This window comes from Akkermansia muciniphila ATCC BAA-835, assembly GCF_000020225.1.
In the GTDB taxonomy this organism is placed as follows: Bacteria; Verrucomicrobiota; Verrucomicrobiia; order Verrucomicrobiales; family Akkermansiaceae; genus Akkermansia; species Akkermansia muciniphila.
On the sequence record NC_010655.1, the window covers coordinates 2,341,590 to 2,365,248 of the forward strand.

The window sequence follows — 23,659 nt, forward strand, 5'->3', positions numbered from 1 at the left end:
TTGTTGTTTTGGGAATTTAAGGAAATTCTATTCATAGTATACGCATATCTTTTTATCACCATAGGGTTCTATGGCGATATCCATACCGTAAATATCGCGCAGCACATCTGTCCGGATGATATCTTCCGTCGGCCCTTGATGGCACAGGATTCCGTCCCTGAATGCCACCACGTAATCCGCATAGAAAGAGACAAAGTTAATATCATGAATTACGATGCAGATCGTCTTGCCCTGCTCCCGCACCAGGGAACGCAGCAGTTTCATTATGCGCGCCGCACGATGCATATCAAGGTTGTTCAAAGGTTCATCGAGAAAGATGTACTTCGTGTCCTGTGCAATGGCCATGGCAATATAGGCCATCTGCCGCTGGCCGCCCGAAAGTTCATCAAGGTAGCAATGGCGCAAATCGGAAATCTCGGTAAGTTCCAAAGCCTTTTCGATTTGCAGAAAATCCTGATTTTCCAGGCGGCCGCGGGAATGAGGGAAACGTCCGAAGCGAACCAGTTCCTCGACCGTGAGCCGCGCCGGAGTATGGAGGGTTTGCCCCAGGATGGTGAGGGTTTTGGCAAGCTCCCGGGAATCCCATTTCCTGAGTTCCCTGCCATCAATGGATACAGAGCCTTCGGTGGGTTCCAGAAGGCGGCTGATAATGTTGAGCATCGTGCTCTTTCCGGCGCCATTGCTGCCGATGAAGGCCACCATCCGATCAGAGGGAAGCCTCGTGCTGACGTGCCTGAGCACGAAGGTTTCACGGTATTTTTTGGAAATGTCTCGTATCTCAATCATATACGTTTAATTTTCATGATCAGGTAGATAAAGTAAACCCCGCCAACGAAATTGATGATTACGCTCAGGGGCACGGAGAAGTTGAGCCACCGTTCGGTAAGCAGCATGCCGAAAGTCAATGCGGCTACGCCCACGAGAGCCGTGCCGGGCATGAGGACGATGTGGCGGTAGGTCGGGAATATGAAGCGTGCAATGCTTACGATGAGAATGCCCAGGAAAGTCACCGGCCCTACGAGCACCGTCGAGGCCGAGGCCAGAATAGAGACGATTATCAGGGAGCGCAGCACCACCCATTTGTAGTTCACGCCCAGCGTAATGGCCGTGGAGCGGCCCAGCGTAAGCACGTCGAGCTTCCTGAGGTCGCAAACCAGCCAGATGACCGCCGCGGCGATCACAAGCCCTGCCGTAAGCAGCAGTTCTTCATTGATGCGGTTGAAACTGGCGAAAAGGCGCCCCTCAAGTATGGCAAATTCGCTCGGATCTATCAGCACCTGCATGAAGTTCGACAAGCCTCCGAAGGTTATGCCGAAGATCATGCCTACCAACACCACAAAATAAATATTGCCGCCATTCTGTCCACGGAACATGTAGAAAAAAATACCCGTAGATACGCAGACCATCAGCAGCAGGGCTCCCATGAAACAGAGCGGGCTCTGCATGGTCGTCAATTGTGTGCTGCCCACGAAGTAGAGCACGAGCGTCTGCAGTAATACGTAGAGGTTATCGAGCCCCATCACGCTGGGCGTGAGGATATAGTTGGTTGTGATCGTCTGGAAGACGACTGAAGACAGCCCCACGGCCGTTCCAACCAGCACCAACGCAATAACGATGGGAATGCGGCGGGCCATGTTAAAGTCCCACGTTTCGGGTGTCATCCCCTGAAAGACATATACGAGCGCCAGTCCCACGCAGAGCAGTCCCAGAATCAGGAAGGCCGGGAACGCGCGACGCCGGCCGGCAGCATTGCGGAAGGCATCATCTTTTTGATGTTGAATGGAATCAGGCATACGTTTTTCTATGGAAGAGCATGGCCAGAAATACAGCACCGCCGACCACGCTCAGGATAACGCCGATGGGGATTTCGAAGGGGGCGATAAGCATGCGCCCTGCCACGTCGCAAACAAGAACAAGCATGGCCCCCAGCCAAGCCGTATCAAACAAGATTTTCTTCACGGCATCCCCCCGGAAAATGCTCACGATATTGGGCACGATCAACCCGATGAAGGGGAGGTAGCCTACCTCCACAATCGTGATTGAGCTGATGATGGATACTATCACCAGTCCCATGCGCATGATGCTTGCGTGGTTCAGCCCCAACGCCACCGCGGCATCACGCCCCATGCCGGCAATCGTAAAGAAATCGGCATAAACATAGGCCAGCAGCATCAACGGGATGCTGGCATAGAGCAATTCATAATTGCCCTCAATGACAAGGGAGAAACTCCCCTGCAGCCATGACGCCATATTCTGTACAATATCAAACTGGTAGGCATAAAAAACGGCTCCGGCATTCACCACGCCGCCCAGCATGATTCCTATCAGGGGCACCAGAATGACATTCTGGTGCCGCACGCGCGCAATCACCGCCAGAAAGCATGAGGTGCCTATCAGAGAAATCACGAAGGCGGCCCCCACGCGCCAAATGGGAGAGGCTCCGGGCAGATAAAGGATGGCGACCATTACCCCAAAGCGGCACCACTCCATCGTGCCTGCCGTGGTCGGCGACACGAAGCGGTTATTGGTGATGCGCTGCATGATCAAGCCGCTGATGGCCATGCTGCTGCCTACCACGAGAATGCTGCAGAGGCGCGGAATGCGGCTTTGCAACATGATCTCCCACCAGAACTGCAGTTGCTCGCCATCCATCCGCCACAGGTCGGACAAGGACACTTGAGCTGCCCCGATAAAGAGCGAATAAAAGGCAAGGCCAAGCAGAAAGCTCCACTGAATGATTCTGAATGCCATTTTCTCAGGCTTTCAACACGGCTGCATCAAGTTCCATTTCAAACAACAGATTGTCCCGGCACACATCGGCCTGTATGCCGATGCAGGGCATGATGGCGAGGCCGCGGCGCAGAGCTATTTTTTCGTAGTGAGGGGCATAATCCTTGTCTTTGAAATAGGCTACGGAGCGGACGACATCCTTCCAGCCCATGCCGCGTGATTTCAGGATGGCTTCAATCACGTCCAGCGAGAGCTCTGTTTGTTTGTCGATATCGCCGAGATGTACGGATTCGCCGCCAGGGGCAATGCTGGCCGTGCCGGAGACGATGACTTGCCGGAAGAGAGGGTGGTCCACTTCTATCGCACGGCTGAATGAGCTGCGGTAATCCTGAGCTGAACATTGCAGAGGCGAAGGGATATCTTTTACCGTCACACGGTCGCCCTTAGGCCGAATGGCAAATACGCGGGCCGACAAGGCCGCATGTTCCCGATTGCCGGAACCAATCCCCGTACTGGCCGGAACCAGACGATCAAACACGCCGCGGCTTTCAAAAAATGTGTCGCGGGCGCGGTTGAACTCTTCATACCAGTCCAGCAGGCGGTTGTTGTAAAACCATGTGCGGACCACGTGGGAAAAATCCATGCCGGCCCGGTTCAGCGCTTCTTCCATCTGCCGGAATACATCCAATGTCTGCTCAGTCCGTCCGGCTGTCCGGTCGCGGGGCGACAAACCGCCCAAAACGGCATACTCGGCATATTCATCCTCATAAAAAACCCCGGCGGTGCGGCCATTAAACTCAATCGCCCGGGCATTTATCCCCTCCACCGCGCAAATTTGCATGCCTCGATAGAAGGATGCGCCCGTTTTCGTACCCAAAAAGGCAGTCATCCCCGCCCCGGGCACCGGGGAGAGATCCAGATCAGCGCTGCCGTACACTTCCGGGCCAATCCACCGAAAACCGCTTTTTTCAGCTTTTTGGAGTAATTCGGCATGCTCGGCCAACTGCCCAGGTTCGCTTCCGGCAAGCGTAACGAATTGCAGAGATGCGCCTTCGCCGCCCAGCGGGAGCGACTTGACGGAAACACCTTTGTTTTTTTCCAAGTTGCAGGTCATGAGTATATTATTTTTTTAAAGTGCTTTCAGGAATTGAATCAGTTGGCCGCGCTCTTCGGCGGAGAGATGGCGGAACATTTCACGGGAGAATTCGCTTTCACCGAAATGCCACAGGATAGCCTCTTCAAAGTCGCGGGCGCGCAGGTCATGGAACATATCTGTATGATTGGCGGTTTTGTGCATCAGCCCCCTTCCCCAGAGGGGCGGCGTACGCCAGAAACGAGAACGTCCGCGGTTGATTTCCCCCATATCGTGACGCAGCATATCCGTATAGGGGCGGATGGTCTGGTTTGCATAACCGGGAAGCGGCTTATATTCCCCCGTTGTCCATTCAGGCTTGTGGCAACCGGCACACCCCAGTTTATTGAAGAGTTCCTGTCCGCGGCGCACGTCAGGCTTGTCCAGGTTGCGGGCGGCAGGCACGGCTAGCCCGCGATGCCAGACCATGAAATCTTCATACTGCTGCATTGAGAGTTCCTCTTCCTGCGGGCCTTCAAGACCGCTTACATCAATGCCAAGTTCCTTCTGTTTTTCGAGCCATTCGGGCGTCATGTAGATGTTCGGACGGTTCTTGCGCGTTACATTCGTCACGTTCCAAAGCGCATTGGCGCCAGGACCGTTTTCCAGTGTGGCGCGCGAGCAGTCCCACGTGAACTTTCCGAGGCGCCGGGTACCGTCGGGCTCGTCAATCCATTTGCCAGGAATCCCCTTCACCGGGCCTGTCATGCTCTGCTGGCGCCTGTATTCGGCAATAATATCCTCGTCACGGATGGCATCAAGCAGCCCCGTTCCGTAAATGCCGATTGTTGATTCGATTGACACGCGGTAATCGGCCGGAAGCGGAAGCAACGGCTCAATCACATCTGCCGTGGGATAAGTCAACGTGCCTTCCGTCGGCTTGCCCGCATTGTAGGGCGTTCCGTCCGGGTATTTGTTTCCGTACTGGTCAACAAAATCATGCCATTCTATTTTCACCCCCTTGGCATAAGGCACAAAAGGAGGAACCGCTTTCGTCTGCAGCATGCCCGTGTACCCCTTAACTGGGGTGCCATCGGGATTATGTACAAAGGCCAGATAACCGTTGCCGTACTGCCTGTCAAAATTGCCGGTGCGCTGTCCGCGGCCATAACCGGGGTGGCAGGCCAGACAGGATGACTTAATGTAAGTGGGGCCGAGACCGCCGAAGCGATTGCGCTTCACGGGTACGAAGTTCCCTTCAAAAATAATTTCGCCCGCCTTGAAACGATTCGTCAGGCCGGCTTCAGTAATTGCCGGCGATTCCTGCTCAAACGCTTTACTGGTGGCATTAAACACCGTTCCCTTTTCACCGCCCAGATAGTAAGCCGGCCCGGGCTCGCCTTCTTTCGTCCTGAGGACGGGGGGCGTGAAATCACGGCCGCGGTTTACATGGCAGCTCACGCATGAAGCTGTCATGTATTCGGCTTTGATATTGTCAAATTTTGATGCACTCCCCTGGGCCGGATTAATCAGTGCGCGTCCGGAAATACGGGGATGTCCCAAAACGCCGGCATTCCTTGCCGTGTCCGGGATAAAAGATTGTTCAGGAGCCGCATCCCCAGAACCTCCGGAATTCACTATTGCCCAGGCGGCCGCTCCCGCTCCGAGCACCAGGACAGCCGCAGGTTTTGCAAATTGTCGATACTCCATGTGCATTGATGATTGGCAGGCTTTCCAGAAATACGGCCCGTGGTACATGTCTCCGTCAGCCGGCCGACAATATGGATATTGCAGCCCAGGGTCTTTCCGACCCTGGGCAATGCGTGTTAAATTACTTCACAAGAAGTTCCTGAACCTTGTCGAGGTTTTCGGAAAGTTCCTTGCAACTGTCGATGATTGCCTTGAGCTGCTCCTTTTTGTCGAGGTTTTTCACCAGGGGGCCCTGTATGGCGTCGAGGCTCTTGAATACCTTGGCGATAGAACCTTTCACAGCCTGGCCAACCTTCGCGGACTTGGCGGCTACGAGAGGGGAAATCGCATTGTAGGATTTTTCTACGCTCTGTACGTTGTGGCGGGAGTCCACCAGAGAAGTGTAGCTGTAAAGGGATTCACAGTCGGCGGCGTCAGCCGTTTCGTAGGGCTTGCCCACCTTTGAATCGGCTATTTCGTCAATAATGTCCTTGCTGCCGCCGATGATTTCATCAAGCACTTCAGAGTTTGACTCGTAGCGGCTGCCTGCCTGGCCAGCTTTTTTGAATTCCCCCGCATAGGACTTGCCGGGTTCTATTTCAGCTTCTTCAAGAATCTTGGCCTTCTCTTCGCTGATCTTGTCAGAACCCGCCCACCAGGCTTCAAGCGTGATGGCATCCTCTGCAATCACCTCGGCCACAGCGGCAAGGTAGGAAAGCTGTCCGGGCGTCAGATCGGCGGCCTTGCGGGGTTGCCCATCTCGGAACAAGAGGTATTCGGCAGCATGGAAACCGCGCGTTTCCGCGCCGAGGGAATTGCGGACGTAGGCGGCGTCAATCGTTACGCTCTTGCTGTCCGCGTTTTTGGCGACGGCGTCAAGGTTCGTGGTATCCAGGGGCCAGGAGTCCAGCTTCGGGTCAAGGTTGGCGAAAGCAGCCGGACCAAAGAGGAAGGATTCTGAAAGTTCCCACGGCACGCGCGTTTCAAGAAGAAGCTTCCCTGCTTCAGCAACCTTGGCATCGGTAGGAGCAGCCTTCAGCTCTTTAGCGGCCTTGGCGAATTTGAGAGCGTTATCACTCATCGTCTTGTAGGTGGGAATGACAAGCTCATCCGCGTAGGCGGCAATCGCCGCGCTCGTTTTGTCCACCTTGGGGGAAGCGGCCTTGGCCGCCTGAGCCTGGCTACCGAAAGCCAGGATTGTACTTCCGGCGCAAAAGCCGGCCAGCAACATGCGTTTGTATGCGTTCATGGTTTTTTATTGATAATGAAAACATCCGTATCCTCCTCAGGGAGGCATCCTCCAATCCGGCAGGATTTCATGGCATATCCGCCATTTTTTCCCGCCGGAGCGGAAAATAATAATCCGGCCAAACGATGTCAATTAAAAATTAGTTTAAACTAACTTTGCAACAAAAAACCCCTCTTGTGGCCGCATGCCGGAACATCGGCATGTTATTGATTCGGAAATATTTTCTGTTTCCGAATGCGCCCAGGAGCCGCCTTTCACCAAATTCCGAATTTCTCCGCGACAAGGCTCCTTACCTCGCCAAAAGATTCCACTGCGGGCGGATTTTCCGTATGGCCTCCGAGAAACTTCTCCATCCAGATCATATGGTACCAACGGCCGAATTTGTATCCGCACCGATGAAATTTCCCTGCAAATTGATACCCCAAACGTTTATGGAACTGGACGCTGTCCCGTGTAAGATAGGGGTCCTCAGCTTCACAGGGATAAGCAATGCACGCGTTTAAATTCAAAATATTCTGCATGGAGAGAATCTTTTCCAGAGCTGCATACAGTTCCCTTCCCGTTCCCATTTTTTTCATGTCTTCCCGCACGTATACCGTCGTTTCCACAGCCCAGCGATACGCTGCGCGGTCCTTGAACACTCCTGCATAGGCATAACCGGAAATATCCCCTGCCCTTTCCGCAACCAAATAGGGGTATTTTCCCAGTACGTGATCTATTCTTTTTTCAAACTCCGTCACTGCAGGCACTTCATATTCAAACGTGACAGCTGTCTTTTCCACATACGGAGCGTAAATTTCCAGCAGCTTGGCCGCATCCCGCCTCGTTGCAATTCTGATTCTGCTGCTTTTCATTTCGGTTGACCGTGCTGGGCCCCTGAGCCGGAAGCGCTGCCGATCATTCTAATATTTCACAAGCGATTGTCAATTTGAGGCCGCCCAAGTACCCGCCATTTCCGGGAAATATCATCCGCCGCATGTTTTCCGCCGTTCCCGTTCATGAACGGGAAGAAACGGGGTCAATATTCATTTCAAAAGCAGAGTAAAAACCGCATTTTTTACCTTGTCCGGTTCCCCGTGTCCATTTATGGAAAGCCCTCCCGAAAAAGTGAAAAAAGGCCGGAGTCCATAGAGAACCCGGCCTTTTGGAAAGGATAGGATGTCACTTCGCGGAGAAATCCGTCTCAGGAGTAAAAACCAATGTCCGGTTCCCGGTCCCGCCGCCTGCGTTTAAAATACGGATTGCGGTAGCGGTGGATGCATTTGCCGGAACTCCCAGGGGTATAATGAAGAGGGGCCGCCTCCTTGATGGCTTCACGGCTCAATATCTCCACAAAATCCTTCAAGGACATTTCCAGATCTGCATCGTGGCATGCCAGCGCGGCGGACAGGCGCACTTTGCCGTTGTCATAGTCCACATACATGGCGAACAGCGTGGTCTGGTACAGGTGCCACGGTTCCCCGCCCATTTTTCCGGACTGGTGTTGGCTGATGGCCTCCAACAGCCACGTCAGCGCATGTTCCAGTTCCAGATTGTCCAGAACATCCCGTATAAGAGATGTTTCGCGGCCGAAAACGGCCACGCTTTCCTGTTGTCTTGCCCTGTTGATTTTCATGTCTTGGTTCTCCTTTCCGGTTTCCCTTGTTAAGCAGGACGGCGGATAATTCTGCCGCTCCAATTGTTTTGGACACTTTTTTTCAACAGGTTGTTCAATCTGAATTCTCAACTGTGTCAGCCATGACCACTTTCCCAATGTACGGGAGTTCCCGGTAATTCCCATCCAGGTCCATTCCAAACCCCACCAGGAAATCGTTTCCCTGCGTAAAAGCCACGTAATCAGCCTCAAAAGGCACTTTCCGGCAACAGTGCTTGTCCACGGCTACAGCAGTGAGGACTTCCTTCGCCCCTCTTCTTTTCAATTCCCGGCAAACTTCATCCAGCGTAGCGCCCGTATCCAGAACGTCATCCACCACCAGAACAGGCACATCGGGCTGGAAATCCCCGCAATCCCCCTCCCACGCCACGGAACCGGAATTTCTCATTCCGGCATAACTGGAAATCTTGACGGCTTTCACCGCAGGCCGGGATTTCAAATGCTTCTCCAACATCGCAGCGAAAGGAAGAGCGCCGTTCAGCAGCAGCAATAAAATATAGGGTTTTCCTGCCATGGCCCTGTCAATGGATGCGGCCAGTTCCCTGACGCGCGCGCAGATGGCATCCTCTGCAATCAAAGGAGTGATGGTGTAAGTCATGGAAACGGGGCATGATAATGTTTCCTGTAAGAAAATCAATCCTTAAAGGAGAATGAACGGAGACAAAACATTCCCGGCCGGGCTCCAGCAAATTTTACAAGAAGCAGGACTGGTCTTCATAGTCAGGAGGCATCAAAAAAGCGCTCTCAAGATTGTTTCTCCGCCCCGGTCGGCAGAGAATGCGGAGGCGCATTTAACGGTGGCTTCCCGCCGGACCGCATGGTAAAGTAAGGCAGAAATGACTGATTCCCCTTCCAAGCGCCTTTTTATTCTGGATGGAATGGCCCTGGCTTACAGAGCCCACTTCGCCTTTTTCTCCAATCCTATCCGCAATTCCAAGGGAGTCAATACTTCCGCCGTGTACGGCTTCGCCAATACGCTGCTGGGCATTCTGGAGCACGAACGCCCCACGCACATCGCGGCCTGTTTCGACACTTCCGCTCCCACGGCGCGCCATAAGCTTTACCCTGCCTATAAAGCCAACCGGGAATCCATGCCGGAAGAGTTGAGCGACCAAATGCCCCTGATTTTCAGATTGCTGGAGGCCATGAATATTCCCATTCTGCGCTATGAGGGCTATGAGGCGGACGATACGATAGGCACGCTGGCACGCATCGCGGACGGTACGGAGGGATTCCAGACCTACATGGTTTCCCAGGACAAGGACCTGGGCCAGCTTATTTCCTCCACCTGCTTTCTGTGGAAACCCGGCAAAAGGGGCAATGACCACGAAGTGATTGACCTGGCAAAGCTCAAGGAGCAATGGGGCATTGAACGTGCGGACCAGGTAGTTGATATTCTGGCCCTGATGGGCGACAGCTCCGACAATATTCCGGGGCTTCCCGGCGTGGGGGAAAAGACGGCTAAGCTGCTGATCGGAGAGTTCGGCTCCGTGGAAAACCTGCTGTCTAATACGGATAAACTGAAAGGGAAGCGCAAACAGATTGTGGAGGAAAACGGGGCCATGGCAACCCTTTCCAAGCAACTGGCCACCATTGACCGGAACGTTCCCCTGACGGTGACCCTGCCTGAATTGGTTAAAAGAGAACCCAGTCCGGAAGAACTGCAGGCCCTTCTCCAGGAGTTGGAATTCCGGTCCATGCAGGCCAAGCTGTTCGGGAAAAAAGCGCCGGAGCCCAGAAAAGCCCCCCTCCCGGCGGACGATTTGTTTGCTCCCGCCCCCCGGACGGAACAACCTCTGTCGGCGGAACCCTCCGCCCCTGTGTCGGGAGCACGGCAGAACGGTTCGGGACAAATGGATTTATTTGAGGAACGCCATTTGAAAACGGTAGATGATTTCAGGCACGAATATATTATTGCAGATACGCCGGAAGCCCGTTCCTCCATGGCAGCCGAGCTGGAAAAGTATGATTCCTGGTGCTTCGACACGGAAACGACGGGCCTGAACCCCCTCATGGACAACCTGCTGGGCGTCTCCTTTTGCGCTGAACCGCACAAGGCATGGTACATGCCTGTCTCCGGTCCGGCGGATCTGGAAGCGGTCAGGCCGCTCCTGGAAGGCCCCGCAGAGAAGATAGGGCATCACCTGAAATTTGACCTGGAGGTTTTGCGAGCCAACGGCATTCATGTCAAAGGCCCCTTTTTCGATACGTTGCTGGCTCATGCCCTGATCGCTCCAGGCATGAAGCACGGAATGGACGTTCTGGCGGAAAATTTGCTGCAATATTCCACGATTAAACTGAAGGACATTGCCGCTCCGGGAGCAAAAAAACGGGAACTGGACACCAGCGGCGTTCCCGTGGAAGTAATGGGCAAATATTCGGCGGAGGATGCGGATATCACCCTCCAGCTTTCCGCCGTCCTGAAAAGGCAGGTCAAGGAGAGCGGCATGGAAAAACTGTTCCGTACCGTGGAATTGCCCCTGCTTCCCGTGCTGGCGGACATGGAGTTTTCCGGTATCCGCGTGCTTCCGGAATCCCTGGAAAAGGCTTCCGTCAAGGTAGGAGCCATCATTGACGGCCTGCGGGAAAGAATTGAAGAAGCCGCAGGCCATCCCCTGAATCTGAATTCCCCCAAGCAGCTCGGAGATTTCCTGTTCGGAGAACTGGAGCTGGTGAAGAAGCCCAAGAAGACGAAGACGGGCCAGTTCGTGACGGATGAAGACACCCTTTCCGCTCTGGCCCCCCAGCATCCCATTATAGCGGATATCCTGGCCTACCGGGAGAATATGAAGCTGAAGAGCACATATCTGGATGCGCTGCCCAAGTATATCTGCCCGCGGGACGGACGCATCCATACCCAATTCCACCAGATGCTGACCGCAACCGGGAGGCTTGCCTCCCAGGATCCCAATCTTCAAAATATTCCGGTAAGGACGGAACAGGGGCGCCTGATCCGCACCGCCTTTGTCCCCGCCTCAGAGAAATACACCATGCTGTCTGCGGATTATTCCCAGATTGAACTGCGCATCATGGCGGCTCTTTCAGGAGATCCCGCCATGTGCGGAGCATTCAGGGAAGGACGGGACATCCATACGGAAACGGCCGCCCGTGTGTACGGCATTCCCCGCGACCAGGTGGACGCCGTTATGCGCCGTGCGGCCAAAACGGTGAATTTCGGCATTATTTACGGCATTTCCGCCTTCGGTCTCTCCCAGAGGCTGGGCTGCCCCCGCGGAGAAGCCGCCACTTTGATTGAAAACTATTTTACCCAGTTCCCCGTAGTTAAATCCTTCATGGAAGACCTGGTTCACAAAGCGGAACAAGCCGGTTACGCGGAAACGCTATTGGGGCGACGGAGGATGATTCCGGAAATCAATTCCGCCAACAAGACCATTAAATCCGCTGCGGAACGTACTGCCATCAACACCCCCATCCAGGGCACGGCGGCGGATATGATTAAAATAGCCATGATTCATGTGGATAAATTGCTGAAAGGCACCAGATCCCGGCTTATCCTCCAGATTCATGATGAATTGCTGGTGGACCTGCACAGGGATGAGTTGGATCTCATTCCCAAGATAGAGGAAGCCATGGTCAGCGCGCTGCCCCTGCCCAACGGCGTTCCCATTCTGGTGGAAGCCAGGACGGGAGGCAATTGGCTGGAAGCCCATTAAAAAATATTTTTTCAAAAGACTCCCACGCGTTCCGCATTCCAGAATTCCCGCGCCTTCCCGATGCCGTATTTTCCCTTCCGGCCGTATCGGGTTCCAGTTTGTGGACGAGTTATCCCTCCAGCGGGAAATTTTTGAAAAGAATGATTCCCCCCGCGGCAGAAAAATGGGTGGGAAAGGATATCCCTTTGAAAAAATGAATTAAAGAATCAGAGCGTCCCCTGCCTGGAATTCCGGAACGGTCACCAGGGCTCTGCCGTCTTTTAACGCCACTACCTGCACCTTGCGTTCCTGCATTCCTGACGGCGTTTTTACCTGGATGGAGCTGCCGTCCCTGACGGCGGAAGCGGGAATCCACGCGGAAACGGGAACTTGAACATTGATGGCTACTTGAAGAGCCATGTTGACGGGAGCCACTTGCCACTCGGAAACATGGGAGGCATTCGGCTCCAGGGAGGCAATCAACACGGCGGAATTGCTTTTGGAATCCAGCGCCGCATCCACCGCCGTAACGCGGCCCAACCACTGCAGCCGTTTTCCATTATTCAGCACGCAAGAGGCGGTCAGAGCCGTATTCACCTTGCCCTGCTCATCCCTGGGCAATGCGGAAAATTCTTCCAGCGGAACGGGAATCCGTATCATCCGCTCCTGAAGAGGAATTACTTTCCCCACCGGCTGCCCGGCGACCACGCGGGCACCGGCTCCCACAGAGCATTCCACCACCTGGCAGGTATAGGGAGCTTCCAGCACCGTATCCCGGAGGGCCTGTTCTGCTTCCGCCACATACGCCTCCGCGGCGTTCAGCCTGGCGTTTACGGCTCTGCGCTGCGGAACCCGGAGCACCAGTTCGGATTCCTTTCCGCTTTTGGAGACGGAGCTGTATGTCTTTTTGATGGCTTTCAGGGCTTCCGCCTGCTCCGTAGAAACATCCAGGCGGGCCTGTTCCAGTTCCGCCTGAGCGTTCGCCAGTCGGGCGCGGTATTCAAATTTTTCCAATTCCATCAGGGGGGTTCCCTTCAGGACAATTTCCCCCACATTAAACAGGGGATGCACTTTGTCCACCTTTCCGGAAACGCTGGGAGAAAGCATCGTCAGGTAGGAGGCCTTTACGATGCCGGGCGCGGAAATGGAAAGAGTGTTCGTCTGCAGCCGGAGGGGTGTCTCCGTTCCTGCGGGCGCGCAGCCCCTGTTTCCGGAAGAGGAAAAAGAGACGGACGGCTCCGTTACAATAGCCGTGCCTATCAGAAGCGCCACAATCCCCAGGCCGATGCCTATGGACCAGGACGTTCCCTTTTTTTGAGGGGCCTCGCTCATCAACAGTTCCGGGGGAAACGCGTCCCGTTATTTGGGATATTCCGTCTCCATGATGTGAGAATAGGCCTCCGCCGTTTCCACAGCCACGGTTTCAATATTCTTCATCAACTGGGCAAACTGGGCTTCCGTGAGGTCCATGCCTTCCAGAACGAAGGACTGACGGTAATAAACATACCCGCTGTTGGGGTCCAGCTGAAAGGCGCCGGCCGTCTGGTCCGCGTTCAGTTCGCTGAGGATAATGCTGATTTCCACACGGCGGTTTTCAGGAACCTTGGCGGCAAAAAGCACGTCAATGACCAGCGTCTCCGGACGTTCAATCATGGTGTACAGGAGGCTCACCGGGGTGAACGTATCACAGGGGACGAATGCGATGCCTGTCTTAATGTTGTGGTCATCAGCGGAAGTAATCCATTCCGTTTCTTCCCCTCTCTTTCTGAGAACGGTGTACACACGGTCCAAAAGGCTGAGATGCTGGTTTTCCATATTGAAAATTGTTTAACAGGGGGTTGCTTGCAAAGGCGCATGCAACGTACGCGCCCGTTTACTGAATTCAAGCTTACTGGCATCCTTCTGATTCGTCAAGCTCTCCTGACGTAAAGAAATTGAAAAAACACGTATGCGGACGGCATAAAAAATACAGACGCCGTCCGAAAGGGCGGCGTCTGGAAAAAACGCGTGCGCCGGGAGTTCCGGCTTCTTTCCGAGGTTCTTTTTACAGGATATCCCCGGGCTGGTAGCCCGCCCCGTCCGGAAACCTGTCCGTCACTTCCTTCACCATGGAGCGGAATGCTTCCACCTGGGCGTCAGCCATGCCCGTAGCGGAGGAATTGGAATCAAAAATGCGCTGAAGGTCCGCCCGGTCTATTCCCAGGCGCCCGTCTTCCGCCAGGCGGTCCAGCAAATTGTTTTCCATGATTTTCCCGGCGCGCAGGTCATTGGAGACAGCCACGGCATGTTCCTTGATCACCTCATGGGCGGTCTCCCGGCCAATGCCGCGCTTGACGGCCTCCATCAGTATGGTGGTTGTCATCAGGAAAGGCAGGTAGCGGCGCAATTCCGCAGCCACCACGGCCTCATACACGCCCATCTGGTTCAACACGGTCAGGAAGGTTTCAAACAGGCCGTCCGCAGCGTAAAAGGAATCAGGCATGACTACGCGGCGCACCACGGAGCAGGAAACGTCCCCTTCATTCCACTGATCCCCGGCCAGCCCGGAAATCATCATCAGGAAGCCTTTCAAAATGACGTGGAAGCCGTTGACGCGCTCGCAGGAGCGGGCGTTCATCTTGTGCGGCATGGCGCTGGAGCCAGTCTGCCCCTTGGCGAACCCCTCCGTGGCCAGTTCATGGCCGGCCATCAGGCGCAGGGTCTTGGCGAAGGAGGAGCAGCCGGAGGTGAGTTCCACCAGCCCGGAAACCACGGAAAAGTCCAGAGAACGCGGATATACCTGCCCCACATTCATCCACTTGGCAGGGATGCCCAGGTGGGCGCACACGCGGTCTTCCAGTTCCAGCACGCGGACGGCATCCTGCCCGAAGAGGGAAAGCTGGTCAAGCTGGGTTCCAACGGCGCCCTTCAGTCCACGCACGCTGTAACGGTCCATGAGGGAAATCCAGGCCCCCAGGCCGTGCACGATGTCTTCCCCGAACATGGCGACACGCTTGCCCATGGTTGTGGTCTGCGCGGCTACATTGTGCGTGCGTCCGGCAATGGTCACGTGCTTCCACTGTTCAGCCAGGGCGCTCATGCGGTTCAACACGGCCACGGCCTTGTCCCGGATGATTTGCATGGACTTCCAAATCTGGAGCTGTTCCACATTTTCCGTCAGGTCCCGGGAGGTCATTCCCTTATGGATATGCTCGCATCCGGCCAGCTCGCAAAATTCTTCTATGCGCGCCTTCACATCGTGGCGCGTCACGCGTTCGCGTGCGTCAATGGAGGGAAGGTTCACCTGGTCTTTCACCCGTTCATAGGCCTCAATCACCCCGTCCGGAATATCCAGCCCCAGATCCTTCTGGGCTTTCATCACGGCAATCCAGAATTCGCGTTCCAGAATGATGCGGCCCTCTGCGGACCAGATGGATTTCATGGCGGCGGAGGCGTACCTTTCAGCCAGGACATTGGGAATCACGCTCATATCAAAATGTGTATATGCGGGGGTTATCAAAAACGGTGAGCCGCCATGATCATGACGGAAGGGAAAAAAGCAAGCACTTTCCCGCAGCTTCACGGATTAGGGACGCCGGGGAATTCCGCCGGCCGGCAAAGCCTCCCTTCCATGCCCCTGATCCGGCATTGCGCCTCCCCGCCAATAAAAATTTCAAGAACAGGCAAAAATTCTTATTCCCGAATAACGGAATCGCAACACCTCCGCTTACCGCCATGTTCCCTCATTCCCTTGGCGGCGGCTCCAGGCCGTACCGGGCATAACCGGAGACGATTTCCTGAAGGATGGCGGAAATTTTTTCCAGGGAACGGACGGGGACGTATTCATACTTTCCATGGAAGTTGTGGCCTCCGGCGCACAGGTTGGGGCACGGCAGCCCCATGAAGGAGAGGTGGGCTCCGTCCGTGCCTCCGCGCACAGGGACGATTTCCGGCCTCACTCCCACGGCTTCCATGGCCCTGCGGGCATGTTCCACCAGGTGCATGTGCGGAAGTATCTTTTCCTTCATGTTGTAATAGGAATCCGTAATTTCCGCCTTTACCGTCCCCTCCCCGTATTTACGGTTCAGCAGGGCCGCACATTCCTGCATGAATTCCTTCTTGCGCTCAAAGGCCTCCCTGTCATGATCCCTGATGAGGTACTCCGCAGCCGCCCGTTCCACATCTCCCCGGAGTGAATCCAAATGATAAAAGCCCTCGTACCCTTCCGTAAAAGCGGGATTCTGGAACGCGGGCAGCATTCCCTGGAATTCCATGAGAACCAGGCAGGCATTCAACATCCTGCCCTTGGCGCTTCCGGGATGAATGGAAGAGCCCTGCACCGTCACCACTGCGGAAGCCGCATTGAAATTTTCGTATTCAATTTCCCCCAGGGCGCCTCCGTCCACGGTATAGGCGAAATCCGCACCAAATCGCGCCACGTCAAAGGCATCCGTTCCGCGTCCTATTTCCTCATCCGGCGTGAAGGCGATCCGTATCTCGCCGTGAGGCCGTTCGGGGTTCAGCAGGAAGGAGGCTGCCATATCCATGATTTCCGCCACACCGGCCTTGTCGTCCGCGCCAAGCAGGGTAGTTCCATCCGTCACGACCAGGTCCTGGCCCAAATAATCCGTCAGTTCGGGAAAAACGGCGGGGGAAAGCACCATTCCCTGTTCCGGATTGAGCAGGATGTCTCCGCCGTCGTACGAGCGCACGATGCGGGGCTTCACTCCGCTGCCGGAGACTCCCGGAGCCGTATCCACATGGGCCACCCAGCCGATGACGGGAACATTCCCCTCCACGTTGGAAGGGATGGAGGCGTAAACAATTCCGGAATCATCATCCAGTTCCGCCTGCGCTCCCATGTCCTTCAATTCCCCGGCCAACAGCCGGGCCAGCTCCGTCTGGCCGGGGGTGGATGGCACGGTGGCGGAATCCGCGTCCGACTGAGAGCCCACGGAGACATACTTCAAAAAACGGTCTAAAACGGAGATGTTCATGGGAAAAATCAAGGATTGGCAAGAGTCTACCACCCGCCCCCGCGAACACAAGCACAAGACACGGTTTATTCTTGCGATTCAGGACGGTGTGCCGTATGTAAACAAAGCTTCTCCCCATGATGACTCCTCTCCCCCTTGGCATTACCCTTGCTTTGTCCCTGACCTGCGGCTCCATGCCCCTTCTGGCCCAGGGGTCGTATATGCCCGGCCCCATGCCCGCCACCGCCGGGACAAAGCAGGATCCAACGGACATGTACCTGGAGGCGTTGAGGCTGGTGACCCAAGCCGCAGGACTGGTGGAAAAACGGGATTATATAGGAGCCATCCGCCTGACACAGCAGGCGGAAGACAAGTTCGGACGCCTGGCTAAGTCTTATCCCCAATGGCGCCCCAACCTGCTGCAAACGCGCCGCCAGCTCAACAGGGAAAATCTGGACCAGTGGCAGAAGCTGGCCCAGCAGCAGGCCGCCGCCTCTTCTTCATCCGGCCTGGAGCTGGAACGCCCGGCCTCCGTGCCGAAGCGCCCCAGGCCAAAACCCAACATAGCCCTCCCTCCCGGCTACAAGGGCGTGGAATTCCCTACCCGTCCCGGAGAATCCCTGATCAATACCATCCCGTCCCCTTCCGTTTCTCCCGGGGCGGCTCCGGAAGTGGTGGAGAGCAATTACGAACGCATCCGCAGACTGCTGGATAAAACCACCATGGAGAACAATGCTCTGATCCAGGCTCTCAAGCGCACCCGCCGGGAGCAGGAGGAGATTCTGGCAAAACTGGCCGTGGCATCCGCCGGAGAATCCGTTTACCGAGATGAATTGCTCAAGGTCAAAAAGCAGATGGAGGATGAAAGAAAGACCAGCAACAAGCTTATTCAGACTCTCACCAGGAGAGTGGAGGAACTGGAACAAAATGTCACCTCCCTCAGCCAGGACAAAGCCCGTTATCTGGCGCAGATCGCCGATCTTCAGCTGCAGCTCAAGGAGTACCAGGACAAGCTGGACAAAGTGACGGATGAGAAAAACGCCCTTCAGAAAGACCGGGACCAATTGGCGGCCCTGGTGGAGCTCAACAGCCCGGACAAAACAAAAAACCTGTTGGACCGCAACCTGACGCTGGCGGCCCAGCTCAAGGATGCCCAGGACAAAATCGCCGCTCTGGAAACAGCCAAATCCGATTCCGAAGAACAGCGGAAAGCCAACCTGAAAGCGTTGGAAGAGGCGCGTGAGGAATCCGCAGACCTGAAACAGAAACTGATTGCCATCCGGGATGAAAACATCGGCTACCGCAAACGCATCACAGAGTTGAATACCAAGCTCATCAATGCGGATGTGGAACTGTCCAAGCTGGAGGCCAATCCGGAAAAAAGCCCGCTTCTTCTGGAAGAAAACCAGCTGCTGCGCTCCACCATCGCCAAGCAGCTCCGCATACTTTCCGTGCAGGACCAGAGCCGCTCCCTGCTCATCAGCACTTATAAGCGGCTGCATCAGGAAAATCCGGACACGGCGGAAATAGCCTCCCTGATGGACAATGAAGAAGCCATCAAGCTCACTCCTGCGGAAAAACAAATTGTCAACGCCATTGCCAGGGATAACAATATCAATGTTCCCCTGACGGATCAGCAGAAGGAAAAAATCAACAAGCTGGCACAGGCCCTCTCTGCGGAACGCGGCAAGGCCGCCCAGCTTGCTCGGGATTTGGAACTGGCGCGCAGCCAGATGAAGACCAAAGCGGACAAATCCGCCAGAAACGACAAGAAACAGGCGGAAGCCCTGGCGCGGGCCCAGAAGGCCCTGGAACAGAAAAACATTCAGGTGGAGGAACTCACCCGGCAGATGGAAGAACTGAAAAGCCGTTCCGCCGAACAGGCCCGCCTGGCCGCCATCTCCGCCGGAACCATTACTCCGGACCAGGAAAAAGCGCTGAACCGGAGCATGGAAGCCACGGTACGCCGGAAGCTGGAGGCGGAAGCCCTGGGGCAAGGCGCCGCAGAAGCCTTCGCCAAAAAACGCTATGCCGCCGCAGAACAGCTGTACCGGACTTTGCTGGACTTCCAGCCGGCTCACGTTCCGGCCCTGGTCAATCTGGGGACCATTCTGCTTCAGCGCAACAAGGCGGAGGAAGCCATCAAATTTCTGAAAAAAGCCACGGAACTGGACGCCTCCTCCTCCCCCGCATGGTTCATGATGGGGGTGGCCCAATACCGCGCCGGGGAAGACCACCACGCCATCGCCTCCCTGACGGAAACGGTCAGGCTGGATCCGGCCAACGCTCCCGCCCTGCTTTACCTGGGCAACCTGGAAACCAGCGCCGGGAACTATGAAAAAGCGGTGGCCCACTTTGAAAACGCCCTGAAAATCCAGCCGGAATCACCGGACGCGCACTTCAACCTGGCCTGGACCTATTCCCGGCTGGGCCGCACGGCGCAGGCACGCAAAAGCTATGATGCAGCCATCCGCTGCGGAGGCTTGCCGGATTCCGACCTGGAGCTTGCCATTACCGGAACCACCACCCTTCCCCGCAAAAAACAGGCTGCGGACCAGAATCCCGCCTCCGCCGCAAAAGAGGACGGCCCCCAGCTGGCCGCGGCAATAAGCGATCCGTCTGCCATTCCCCACGACGCCAATGAAGTGCCTGCTCATGTGGCGGAGGATCCGAATGCGCAGGAAAAGCCGTCCGCCGGTCCCAAACAGGTCGTCGTCAGCCACCGTCCGGAAACCGAACCCATCTCTCTGGCAGCCCAAATGAGGGAAACTGCCCCTGCGGCGGCATCCGCACAACCTCCGGCAGAAGCCGCAACTGCCGCAACGGAAACGCCCAAGCCGGAAAAGCAGGAACCTCCGCGCAGGAAAAGCCGTTTCCGAATCGGTTCCTGATGGAATTCTTCCCTTTCCCACTAAATAAAGCCATGTATCACGTTTCCATTTTAGGACTGGGCCTCATTGGCTCACGGATTGCACGCCATATGGCCGGAATGGGCGACAAGGTCACCGTCTGGAACAGAACTCCGCGGGAAGATTTTCCGGAAGCGGTTCCTACCCCGGCGGATGCGGCACGCGCTTCCAAAGTTATCCAGCTCTACCTGAAAGACAGGAATGCCTGTCTGGAAGTGTTTGAACAAATGAGAGGGGCTCTGACACCGGAGCATATCATTCTGAACCATTCAACCATTGACCTGGCGACCGTCGGCAAACTCTCCCTGATGAGTTCCGCCATCGGCTGCACGTATGTGGATTGCCCGTTCACCGGCTCCCGTTTGCCCGCGGAAAAAGGGGAACTGGTTTACTACGTTGGCACGGATTCCACCACACTGGACCGCATACGCCCCGTGCTGGAGCACAGTTCCCGGGACATCCTGCACCTGGGCGGCATCGGAGCCGGCACCGTCGTCAAACTGGTCACCAACATGGTCTCCGCCACCATGGTGCAGAGTTTGGGCGAAGCCCTGGCCATCTCCCAGGCGTACGGCATTTCCCCGGAAATGCTGGGCCAGGCCATTTCCCGGAACGTCATCGCCTCCCCTCTGGCTGCATTTAAACTGCCCCTGATGGCAAAGCGTGACTTTTCCACCCATTTCTCCCTGGACAACATGAGGAAAGACAGTATTTACGCTCAGGAACTTGCCGCAGAAAAAGGAATCCACCCGCCTGTTGCCGCCCTGGTTTCCTCCATCATGGGGAGGCTGTGCCGGGAAGGTCGCGCGGAAGAGGATTTCAGCTGTCTGGCGGAACAATTCGACTAACTTTTTCCGTTGATGAAATTCAGGGGAACATGCGTCTTTCTGTTGACGGCTCTTCTTCTGCTCCCTGCCGGCCGGGGACAGGAACGAAAGGAGCCTGGCAATGATTCTTCCGCGGAAGTGCGGCAGACGGAAGAAGAATCAGCATCCGTCCAGGATGCGGATTTTATTGATGACGCCTCGGACCGTCCAGTATTGCAGGGCAGTTCCAATGTAAACCCCGTCGTTCCCCCTTCACCTTCGGCAAGGACCGCCGCCGGAGCGGAGGAACAGCCCGCCAAAAGGCAGCCGTTCACCAGCGTTTCCACCTCCAAGCAATTCCACGTCACCGGGATGGACTCCCTGCTGGCCGGGGCCATCGCCACCCGGGCGGATGCCATACGCACCGCGCTGCTAAAAGTCCTCAAGCAGCCTGACGAATGGAAAAACGGCATCAACATCCGCCTGGTAGGAGAGCCGGGAAGCCCCGTTCCGGCCAACCCCGTCCGCATGCAAACCGTCATTGTAGGCAATACCCTCTCCTATAGCATTTTCATTCATCTGGGCCACGGCATCAACCAGGACAGCCTGCGCCGCGCCATCGTCTCCACCCTGCTTTATGAAATGATGCTGCGCACAGTGGACCCGGAAGGCCTGCCGGACAACGTCACGCTGCCCCCCTGGCTGATTGCCGGGTTGGAACAGGCTGTTCTGTGGCACAATAATGAAGCTGACCGTGCCATGTATTCCACCCTGTTCCAGCAGTCCGGAATTATGACTCCGGAAGAAATCCTGAATTGCCGGGAACCGGAAAAGGAACTGGATGCGACCTCTTACGCGGCCTATCAAACTTCCTGTGGAGCCCTGGTGCTTTGCCTGCTGAACCAGGAAAACGGTCCGGAAGGGATGAAACAGCTTCTGGACCAGGCTATTCTGGGCAATGACGATCCCAGAAACCTCATCAAACGCCATTTTCCGCAGCTCAGCCTGACCCCCACTTCCCTCCATAAATGGTGGACGCTTCAGCTTTCCCGCATGGCGACGCCTCCCCTGACGGAAACTCTCACGATTACGGAAACGGAACGTCATCTCCAGGAAGCCCTTACCCTGGTCAAGTATGATCCGGATACCCGCACCACCGTCACATTTCCCCTGGATGACCTGGAACAGGCCCGTTCCCTGCCGGATCTGAACAGGCAGCTTTCCAACGTGGCTGGCAGCCTGCTCAACCTCAGCAGGCGTTCCTTTCCTTCATACCGGCCCGTCATTGTAGAATATGCCAAGCTGGTGGCCCTGATGCAAACAGGGAAAGTCAACAGCCGGGAAGCCGTCCCCAAAATCAGCCAGCTTCGGGAAATAAGAAACCTTTCCATGAAAACCGCCCGCCGCGTCCGGGACTATATGGACTGGTATGAAATCAACACGCGGTCCGGAACCGGCAAGACATTCGCTTCCTACGCGGCAGCCGTGAAAATCCTCCGGGAACAGGAACAGCCGGCCAATACCCCTGTTTCCCGCTACTTGGACGACATTGAAAAACTGTACACCCTCCCGGCCAGGGCTCCCGTGCCCTCCCTGCATGGGAAGGATTAAGGAATTAAGGAAAGGCGTTCTGCGGCGGAACCATCCTGCCGTCCCCATCAAGAGCGCCGCACTTCTAAAAAAACGGCTTCCTGTGCCGTGCAATGTTCTATCTTCACGGCATCACAAAATGCCGATGAGTTCTCCCCGGAAGCCGGATGGTGCGGAAATCTGGTGCTATGAAGAGAATTGCTTGCCGGAACATGCCAAATCACCGGCAGAAACCATGCATCACGTCATGAACCAATAGACTGTCCGTCAGCGTTTTGAATCATTCTCTGCATCAGCGCTCATCCCCGCCGCAGAAACGCGCATTTTTTTATGTGGTCTTTTTTTATTCAGAAAGATTCAGGGATTGTCTTTCCCAAGATGATTTGCAATCATCACCCCGAATTATTTTCATATCACTACATAATATGGACACGTCATTGAAACTCCACGGCCTGGTGGCCGCCGTACACACTCCGTTCAAGGCGGACGGTTCCCTGAACCCTTCCAGCGTTGACGCCCAGGCCAAGTTGCTTGCCTCCCAGGGCATCAAGCTTGCTTTCATTACCGGCAGCACCGGGGAATCCTCCTCCATGCAGCTTGAAGAACGCAAGGAAATCTATTCTGCCTGGAAGGAAGCCTCCGCCAAGCATGGCGTGGAAGTTATCGCCCATACCGGTTCCAACAGCGTCTGGGACGCCCGGGAACTGGCCTCTTTTGCCCAGGAATGCGGATTCGTGGCCACCAGTTCCCTGGCCCCGTCCTACTACAAGCCCGGCACTGTTCAGCGCCTGGTGGAATGCTGCGCCTTCGCCGCCTCCGGCGCTCCCGACCTGCCCTATTATTACTACGATATCCCCGTGCTGACGGGCGTACGCTTCAATCCGGTGGATTTCATCAGGCTGGCCAAGGAACAGATTCCAAATTTCGCAGGCATCAAATTCACCAATCCGGATCTGGCCCTGTACCAGACCACGCTGAATTACGACGAGACCGTGGATATTCCCTGGGGTGTGGACGAATGGTTTACGGGCGCCCTTTCCGTGGGGGCCAAGGGCGCTGTGGGGAGCTCCTTCAACTTTGCTCCGGCCCTGTACCAGAAACTCATGAAAGCCTTTGCGGAAGGCGATGTGGAAACGGCGCGCGACTGCCAGTGGAAATCCGTTCAGATGATCAATATCCTGGCCTCCAAGGGCTATATGGGCTGCGCCAAGGCTCTGATGGGCTGGCTGGGCGTCGATCTTGGCCCCGCCCGACTTCCGCAGGGCAACCCGACCGCAGATCAGCTGAAGGAACTCCGTTCCGAACTGGAAGGCATCGGCTTCTTCCAGTGGGCTTTAAACTGAACCCCGGAA

At 55.7% G+C, this 23,659-nt stretch carries 18 protein-coding genes; 5 read left to right on the forward strand and 13 right to left on the reverse strand.

The features are described 5' to 3' along the window. Positions 1 to 27: 27 nt before the first annotated feature. The 9 genes from AMUC_RS10295 to AMUC_RS10335 all read right to left on the reverse strand — a co-directional run bounded on the left by AMUC_RS10295 (position 28) and on the right by AMUC_RS10335 (position 8,992). Positions 28 to 786: an iron ABC transporter ATP-binding protein gene (locus AMUC_RS10295; protein ID WP_012420956.1), complete on the reverse strand. Its 759-nt coding sequence runs from the start codon at positions 784 to 786 to the stop codon at positions 28 to 30. Then, positions 783 to 1,793 (reverse strand): iron chelate uptake ABC transporter family permease subunit, encoded by a 1,011-nt coding sequence (locus AMUC_RS10300; protein ID WP_012420957.1) that lies wholly within the window; start codon positions 1,791 to 1,793, stop codon positions 783 to 785. Before AMUC_RS10300 ends, AMUC_RS10295 begins: the two co-directional genes overlap by 4 nt. After that, a complete protein-coding gene (locus AMUC_RS10305) occupies positions 1,786 to 2,751 on the reverse strand; it encodes an ABC transporter permease (RefSeq protein ID WP_012420958.1) in 966 nt (321 codons plus the stop codon). Before AMUC_RS10305 ends, AMUC_RS10300 begins: the two co-directional genes overlap by 8 nt. 4 nt (positions 2,752 to 2,755) lie before the next feature. Beyond that, positions 2,756 to 3,844 (reverse strand): RidA family protein, encoded by a 1,089-nt coding sequence (locus tag AMUC_RS10310; protein ID WP_012420959.1) that lies wholly within the window; start codon positions 3,842 to 3,844, stop codon positions 2,756 to 2,758. Positions 3,845 to 3,859: 15 nt separating this feature from the next. Continuing rightward, positions 3,860 to 5,512 (reverse strand): di-heme oxidoredictase family protein, encoded by a 1,653-nt coding sequence (locus AMUC_RS10315; RefSeq protein WP_204223454.1) that lies wholly within the window; start codon positions 5,510 to 5,512, stop codon positions 3,860 to 3,862. A 121-nt stretch (positions 5,513 to 5,633) separates the two neighbouring features. Then, on the reverse strand, positions 5,634 to 6,740 hold the full coding sequence (locus tag AMUC_RS10320) for an imelysin family protein (protein WP_012420961.1): 1,107 nt from the start codon (positions 6,738 to 6,740) through the stop codon (positions 5,634 to 5,636). Between the two features lie 254 nt (positions 6,741 to 6,994). Further along, a complete protein-coding gene (locus tag AMUC_RS10325; RefSeq protein WP_012420962.1) occupies positions 6,995 to 7,594 on the reverse strand; it encodes a GNAT family N-acetyltransferase in 600 nt (199 codons plus the stop codon). Between the two features lie 329 nt (positions 7,595 to 7,923). Next, on the reverse strand, positions 7,924 to 8,355 hold the full coding sequence (locus tag AMUC_RS10330) for a hypothetical protein (protein WP_012420963.1): 432 nt from the start codon (positions 8,353 to 8,355) through the stop codon (positions 7,924 to 7,926). 94 nt (positions 8,356 to 8,449) lie between these two features. Further along, positions 8,450 to 8,992: a phosphoribosyltransferase gene (locus tag AMUC_RS10335; protein WP_012420964.1), complete on the reverse strand. Its 543-nt coding sequence runs from the start codon at positions 8,990 to 8,992 to the stop codon at positions 8,450 to 8,452. 238 nt (positions 8,993 to 9,230) lie between these two features. Between AMUC_RS10335 and polA the strand changes: the two genes are divergently transcribed. Continuing rightward, complete coding sequence (gene polA / locus AMUC_RS10340; protein ID WP_012420965.1) at positions 9,231 to 12,068, forward strand: DNA polymerase I; 2,838 nt, start codon at positions 9,231 to 9,233, stop codon at positions 12,066 to 12,068. A gap of 198 nt (positions 12,069 to 12,266) precedes the next feature. On the opposite strand, the gene AMUC_RS10350 is transcribed toward polA, so the two are convergent. From AMUC_RS10350 to pepT, 4 genes are all read right to left on the reverse strand, one after another. Next, the gene (locus tag AMUC_RS10350) at positions 12,267 to 13,379 is read right to left on the reverse strand and encodes an efflux RND transporter periplasmic adaptor subunit (protein WP_012420966.1); all 1,113 of its coding nucleotides are present in this window, start codon (positions 13,377 to 13,379) and stop codon (positions 12,267 to 12,269) included. Between the two features lie 27 nt (positions 13,380 to 13,406). Beyond that, positions 13,407 to 13,862, reverse strand: a complete 456-nt coding sequence (locus tag AMUC_RS10355; RefSeq protein ID WP_012420967.1) for a YbjN domain-containing protein — start codon at positions 13,860 to 13,862, stop codon at positions 13,407 to 13,409. A gap of 229 nt (positions 13,863 to 14,091) precedes the next feature. Next, complete coding sequence (gene purB, locus AMUC_RS10360; protein WP_012420968.1) at positions 14,092 to 15,516, reverse strand: adenylosuccinate lyase; 1,425 nt, start codon at positions 15,514 to 15,516, stop codon at positions 14,092 to 14,094. A gap of 253 nt (positions 15,517 to 15,769) precedes the next feature. Further along, entirely contained in the window at positions 15,770 to 17,023 is a 1,254-nt protein-coding gene (gene pepT / locus AMUC_RS10370; RefSeq protein WP_012420969.1) for a peptidase T, read from the reverse strand. Between the two features lie 116 nt (positions 17,024 to 17,139). On the opposite strand from pepT, the gene AMUC_RS10375 reads away from it, so the two are divergent. The 4 genes from AMUC_RS10375 to AMUC_RS10390 all read left to right on the forward strand — a co-directional run bounded on the left by AMUC_RS10375 (position 17,140) and on the right by AMUC_RS10390 (position 23,650). Continuing rightward, on the forward strand, positions 17,140 to 19,893 hold the full coding sequence (locus AMUC_RS10375) for a tetratricopeptide repeat protein (RefSeq protein WP_012420970.1): 2,754 nt from the start codon (positions 17,140 to 17,142) through the stop codon (positions 19,891 to 19,893). Positions 19,894 to 19,925: 32 nt separating this feature from the next. Further along, complete coding sequence (locus AMUC_RS10380) at positions 19,926 to 20,759, forward strand: NAD(P)-dependent oxidoreductase (RefSeq protein ID WP_162610406.1); 834 nt, start codon at positions 19,926 to 19,928, stop codon at positions 20,757 to 20,759. A 12-nt stretch (positions 20,760 to 20,771) separates the two neighbouring features. Further along, positions 20,772 to 22,328 carry a hypothetical protein gene (locus AMUC_RS10385; RefSeq protein ID WP_012420972.1) on the forward strand — a complete coding sequence of 519 codons (1,557 nt, stop codon included), beginning with the start codon at positions 20,772 to 20,774 and terminating at the stop codon, positions 22,326 to 22,328. 404 nt (positions 22,329 to 22,732) lie between these two features. Then, entirely contained in the window at positions 22,733 to 23,650 is a 918-nt protein-coding gene (locus AMUC_RS10390; RefSeq protein ID WP_012420973.1) for a dihydrodipicolinate synthase family protein, read from the forward strand. Positions 23,651 to 23,659: the final 9 nt, after the last annotated feature.